Raw genomic sequence first — 6,055 nt, 5'->3', positions numbered from 1 at the left:
GCGAGCCTGCTCGCGATGACGGTGGATCAGTCAACAGAGATGTTGAATGGGATTCCGTCATCGCGAGCAGGCTCGCTCCCACAGTCGTTTACGCAGTTGTTCAAAGTTGTAACAGCGCGGTCGCTGCAAAACCGGATCTCAAAGATTAACTCAATAAAATCAATAGCTTATGAAGTAAATGAGACTGTTACAGCCCATTTCCTCGCCAATTGCCGTCTTACTGAACACTCGTTTAGTATGGCCTCAAGTCGCATCACCTCAGGCCAAACACAATAATTCGAGGATTCGCATGACTACTCACATTTCTCCGCTCTGCCAGGTAACAGCTGGCGTGGCCTGGATCACCCTCGATCGCCCCGCTCAGCGCAATGCGCTGGACATTCCAACCCTGAAAAACTTGCACGCCTTGCTCGATGAATTCAACGCCGATCCCGCCGTTCGGGTCGTTGTGCTGACCGGCAACGGCCGCAGTTTCTGCGCCGGTGCCGACCTCGCCGAGTGGGCAGAAGCGGAAGCTCGCGGCGCCCTGGAAAGCTACGGCTGGACCGAAACCGCTCATGCGCTGATGAGCCGTTTGTACAGCCTCGACAAACCGACAATCGCTGCTATCAACGGCACGGCCGTCGGCGCCGGGATGGACCTGACGCTGTGCTGCGACCTGCGTATCGCCGGGCAATCGGCACGCTTCAAGGCCGGCTACACCAGCATGGCCTACTCGCCGGACGCCGGGGCCAGTTGGCATTTGCCACGCCTCATCGGCACTGAGCAAGCCAAGCGCCTGCTGTTCCTCGACGAGCTGTGGAGTGCCGAGCGTGCCTTGGCGGCCGGCCTCGTCGGCGAAGTCTGCGCCGATGATCAACTGCACGACGTGACCACTGAATTGGCCACACGCCTGGCCAGCGGCCCGACGTTCGCATTCGCCCAGACCAAAAAACTCATGCGCGAAGGCGCCCAACGCAGCCTGCCGGAGCAACTGCAAGCCGAGCTCGCCGCCGGCCTGCTCTGCGGTCGCAGCAAAGACGGCGCCGAAGCCTTGCGCGCCGCCATCGAGAAACGCCCGGCCCGTTTCAGCGGCGAATAAGCCCGGTGACTCGCCCCGTACACCTACTCAGCACATGAACAACAGGTAGCCCCATGAATTTCCAACTGACCCAAGAACAAGAAATGTTGGTGGACGCGGTACGCAGTTTTGTCGCCAAGGAACTGCTGCCTCATGAGGAAGCGGTCGACCGTGCCGACGAAGTCTCCCCCGAGCTGGCGGCGCAGATTCGCGGCAAGGCGATCGCCGCCGGTTTCTATGCCTTCAACATGCCGGAAGAAGTCGGCGGTGGCGGCCTCGATTACCTGTCCCAGGCGCTGATCGAGCGTGAGCTGTCCAAGGTCTCGTGGGCGCTGCATGTGTTCGTCGCACGGCCGTCGAAAATCCTCATGGCCTGCACCGGCGAGCAGATCAACGACTACCTGCTGCCATGCATCCAGGGCGAGAAGATCGATTGCTTCGCGCTGACCGAACCGGGCGCCGGTTCCGACGCCAACGCGATCAAGACCCGCGCCGTGCGCGACGGCGATGACTTCATTCTCAATGGCAGCAAACACTTCATCAGCCACGCCGGGCACGCGGATTTCGCCATCGTGTTCGCCGTCACCGATACCTATGAGCACAACGGCAAACAGCGCAACGCCGTGACCTCGTTCCTGGTCGATCGCGACACGCCGGGCATGACTATTCGCCGGGGTCCCAAGTGCGTGAGCAACCGCGGCTACCACACCTTTGAAATGTTCTTCGACGACTGTCGCGTCCCCGCCAACAAAGTGCTGGGCGAGGTCGGCAAGGGCTGGGACGTGGCCAACGCATGGCTCACCGCCGGGCGGGTGATGGTCGCCGCCAACTGCGTTGGTCAGGCGCAACGCGCGCTCGATGTGTCGCTGCAATGGGCGGCGGACCGCAAGCAGTTCGGTCAGCCGATCGGCACTTATCAGGGCATCTCGTTCAAGCTCGCCGACATGGTCACGCAGATCCGCGCCGCCGAGCTGTTGACCCTGCACACCGCCTGGAAAATGGACCAGGGCAGCATGACCGATGGCGAGGCCGGCATGGCCAAGCTGTTCGCCAGCGAAGTGCTCGGCAAGGTCGCCGATGAGGCGGTGCAAATCTTTGGCGGCATGGGCCTGATGGACGAATGCCCGGTGGAACGCATCTGGCGTAACGCGCGGATCGAGCGTGTCTGGGAAGGCACGTCGGAGATCCAGCGTCACATCATTTCCCGCGAATTGCTGCGGCCATTGTTGCGCTGATCTGCCCGGAGAATGGCTATGTCGCAAACGATTCGTGACAACCTCAAACGCATGCTCGCGCCGCGCCACCTGGCGTTTGTCGGTGGCCGCAGCATGGCCCGCGCGCTCAAGCGCTGCGCCGATGGTGGCTATCTGGGCGAGATGTGGCTGGTTAATCCGCAACACGACACCCTTGAAGGCGTGCCCTGTGTGCGCAGCATCGGCGAACTGCCGTGCGGCCCGGACGCGGTGTTCATCGCGACCAACCGCGAGTTGACCCTGACCTGCGTCGCCGAACTGGCCGCCAAGGGCGCGGGCGGTGCGATCTGCTACGCCTCCGGGTTCGCCGAAACCGGCGCCGAAGGCCAGGCCTTGCAGCAACAGTTGCTCCAGGCAGCCGGCAACATGGCCTTGCTCGGCCCCAACTGCTACGGCTTGCTCGACTATCTGCACAGCTCCGCGCTGTGGCCGGTGGCCCATGGCGGCAAACCGGTGGAGAAGGGCGTCGCTGTCCTGACGCAAAGCGGCAACTTTGCTTATAACGTGTCGATGAGCGACCGCTCGCTGCCGGTGGCCTACATGGCCTCGGTCGGCAATCAGGCGCAACTGGGCGTTGCCGAATTGATGGACGTGCTGCTCGACGAGCCGCGTGTCACCGCCATTGGCTTGCACCTCGAAGGCCTGAAAAACGTTCCGGGTTTCGCCCGCGCCGCGCACAAGGCCTTGGAGAAAGGCATTCCGATTATTGCCCTGAAAACCGGCGTGTCGCAGATCGGTGCCGAACTGGCGCTCAGTCACACCAGCTCGCTGTCCGGTTCCGATGCGCTGTACGACAGTCTGTTTGCGCGCCTCGGCGTGATCCGCGTCAGTGGCCCGGTGAGTTTTGTCGAAACCCTGAAAGCGGCGGCGTGCGGCAAACTGCCGGCGGGCAACAGCCTGATCGCGTTGGCCTGTTCGGGGGGCGATGCCGGGCTGATTGCCGACTATGCCGAACGCAACGATTTGAGCTTGCCGAAACTCGACGAGGGTCAGCGTGAAGAGCTGGCCCAAGTGCTGCCGAGCTACGCCAACCTGGTCAATCCACTGGATTTCACTACAGCGATCTGGGGCGACGGCGAAGCCTTGAACCGCATGCTCGACAGCGCCCTGCGCACCGAAGCCGATGCGGCGATGCTGGTGCTCGATTACCCGGCGGAATTTACCGGCGAACGCAAGGAATGCGACCTGCTGTTGGAGCTGTATTGCGCCGCCCTGGTCCGCCACGGCAAGACCGGTTTTGTCACCTCGGCGTTCCCGGAATTGCTGCCGGCCCACGCTCGCGAACGTCTGCATGCCCAAGGCGTGGCGGCGTTGCAAGGTGTGGAAGACGGGCTGGCCGCGTGGGGCCGGATCGCCGGTTATCAACGCAACCGTCAGGCGCTGCTGGCGCTCGGTGAATCGGCGCTGGTGCCGCACTGCCCGCAGGCGCTGGAAGGTGAAGGTCGCTTGCTCAATGAATGGGATTCCAAAAAAGCCTTGCGCGCCTTTGGCCTGCAGACGCCGAACGGCGTATTAAGCACCCCGGGCGAGGCATTGAGCGACGCCAACGCGCTGGGTTATCCGCTGGTGTTGAAAGCCGTCAGTGCGCAATTGCCGCACAAGACCGAAGCCGGCGCCGTGGCGTTGAACCTCAAGGACGCTACAGCCCTGAGCGCCGCCCTGGAAAAAATGCGCGCGAGCATCGCCGATTACGCGCCGCAGGTACCGTTCGATCAGGTGCTGCTGGAACCCATGGCCACACCACCGTTGGCCGAATTGATCGTCGGCATCAAACGCGAAAACGACTTCGGCCTGGCCCTGGTCATCGGTGCGGGCGGGATTCTGGTGGAGTTGTTAAAGGACAGTCGCAGCCTGCTGTTGCCGACCACTGACGGCGCCATTCGCCAAGCGTTATTGAGCCTGCGCAGTGCCGCGTTGTTGCAGGGTTTTCGCGGGCGCGAAGCGGCGGATCTGGACGCGTTGGTGGCGGCGATTCGTGCGGTGGCCGATTACGCCTGCGAGAACGCCGGGCAGTTGCTGGAACTCGATGTGAACCCATTGTTGGTCGGCGCCCATGGCACGACTGCGGTCGATGCGTTGATTCGCCTCGGCCACGAGTGAGGAAGTGAACATGCAAAGCACAACATTGACCGGCGGCCAGGCCCTGGTGCGTCTTCTGGCCAACTACGGCGTCGACACCGTGTTCGGCATTCCCGGCGTCCACACGCTGGAGTTGTATCGCGGCTTGCCCGGCAGCGGCATTCGTCACGTGCTGACGCGCCACGAGCAGGGCGCCAGTTTCATGGCCGACGGCTACGCGCGGGTCAGCGGCAAACCGGGCGTGTGCTTCATCATCACCGGGCCGGGTGTGACCAACGCCGCAACCGGCATCGGCCAGGCGTATGCCGACTCGATTCCGATGCTGGTGATTTCCAGCGTCAACCACACGGCTAGTCTCGGCAAAGGCTGGGGCTGCCTGCACGAAACCCAGGACCAGCGCGCAATCACCGCGCCAATCACCGCGTTTTCGGCGGTGGCGCTCAGCGCCGAAGACCTGCCCGAGTTGATCGCCCGTGCCTACGCGGTGTTCGACAGTGAACGGCCGCGCCCGGTGCACATCTCGGTGCCGCTCGACGTGTTATCCGCAAAAATCACCCGTGACTGGAGCAATGACGTGGTGCGTCGCCCAAGCCGTGGCGTACCGGCAGCCACGGCGCTGGACGAGGCGGTGGCCAAGCTGCAAAACGCCAAGCGGCCGATGATCATCGCCGGCGGTGGCGCACTGAATGCGCAGCAGCAACTGCAAGAACTCAGCACCCGACTCGCCGCGCCGCTGTTCACCAGCGTCGCCGGTAAAGGCTTGTTGCTGCCGGATGCACCGCTCAATGCCGGCTCGACCCTGTGTGTGGAGCCGGGCTGGCAACTCATCGCCGAGGCCGACGTGGTGCTCGCCGTCGGCACCGAAATGGCCGACACCGATTTCTGGCGCGAGCGTCTGCCGCTGAACGCCGAACTGCTGCGCGTCGACATCGACCCGCGCAAGTTCAACGACTTCTACCCGTGCGTGGTGGCGCTGCAAGGCGATGCGCAACACACCCTCGCCGCGCTGCTGGAGCGTCTGCCAACCGGCAAACGTGACGCCAGCGCCGCGACTGCATCCGTGGCCAAACTGCGTGAAGCGGTGCAAAACAGCCACGGCCCGTTGCAGTCGATCCATCAGGCGATTCTCGAACGCATCGCCGCCGAGCTGCCGGACGACGCTTTCATCAGCACCGACATGACCCAACTGGCCTACACCGGCAACTACGCCTTCAACAGCCTGGCGCCACGCAGCTGGTTGCACCCGACCGGGTACGGCACCTTGGGTTATGGCTTGCCGGCGGGCATCGGCGCCAAGTTCGGCGCGCCGCAGCGACCTGGACTGGTGCTGGTGGGCGACGGCGGCTTTCTCTACACCGCGCAAGAACTGGCCACCGCAGTCGAAGAGCTGGACAGCCCGCTGGTGGTGTTGCTCTGGAACAACGACGCGCTGGGGCAGATCCGCGACGACATGATCGGGCTGGATATCGAGCCGATCGGCGTGTTGCCGCGCAACCCGGACTTTGCCGCCCTTGGTCGCGCGTTCGGTTGCACGGTGACCGAGCCGCAAAGTCTGGCCGAGCTGCAAACCGATTTGCGCCACGGCTTCAAGCGCAATGGCGTGACCCTGATCGAACTCAAGCATGCGTGCGCGCTCTGATTTCCAATTTTTGAAAGGGCTACC

5 protein-coding genes are annotated in these 6,055 nt (G+C 63.3%); all 5 read left to right on the top strand.

Annotation, left to right across the window (positions count from 1 at the left end):
* The coding region (locus ACRC4F_RS07815; protein ID WP_438658794.1) for a hypothetical protein at positions 1-276 on the top strand (276 nt) is incomplete at its 5' end.
* Positions 277-289: 13 nt separating this feature from the next.
* On the top strand, positions 290-1,081 hold the full coding sequence (locus ACRC4F_RS07810) for an enoyl-CoA hydratase/isomerase family protein (protein WP_438658793.1): 792 nt from the start codon (positions 290-292) through the stop codon (positions 1,079-1,081).
* Positions 1,082-1,134: 53 nt separating this feature from the next.
* Positions 1,135-2,295, top strand: a complete 1,161-nt coding sequence (locus ACRC4F_RS07805) for an acyl-CoA dehydrogenase family protein (RefSeq protein WP_438658792.1) — start codon at positions 1,135-1,137, stop codon at positions 2,293-2,295.
* 18 nt (positions 2,296-2,313) lie between these two features.
* Positions 2,314-4,413, top strand: a complete 2,100-nt coding sequence (locus ACRC4F_RS07800; protein ID WP_438658791.1) for an acetate--CoA ligase family protein — start codon at positions 2,314-2,316, stop codon at positions 4,411-4,413.
* A gap of 10 nt (positions 4,414-4,423) precedes the next feature.
* Positions 4,424-6,031 (top strand): 5-guanidino-2-oxopentanoate decarboxylase, encoded by a 1,608-nt coding sequence (locus ACRC4F_RS07795; RefSeq protein WP_438658790.1) that lies wholly within the window; start codon positions 4,424-4,426, stop codon positions 6,029-6,031.
* The last annotated feature ends 24 nt before the right edge of the window (positions 6,032-6,055 follow it).

This window comes from Pseudomonas sp. (assembly GCF_051660785.1).
Classification (GTDB): Bacteria; Pseudomonadota; Gammaproteobacteria; order Pseudomonadales; family Pseudomonadaceae; genus Aquipseudomonas.
This window is presented reverse-complemented; position numbering and strand designations above follow the sequence as displayed.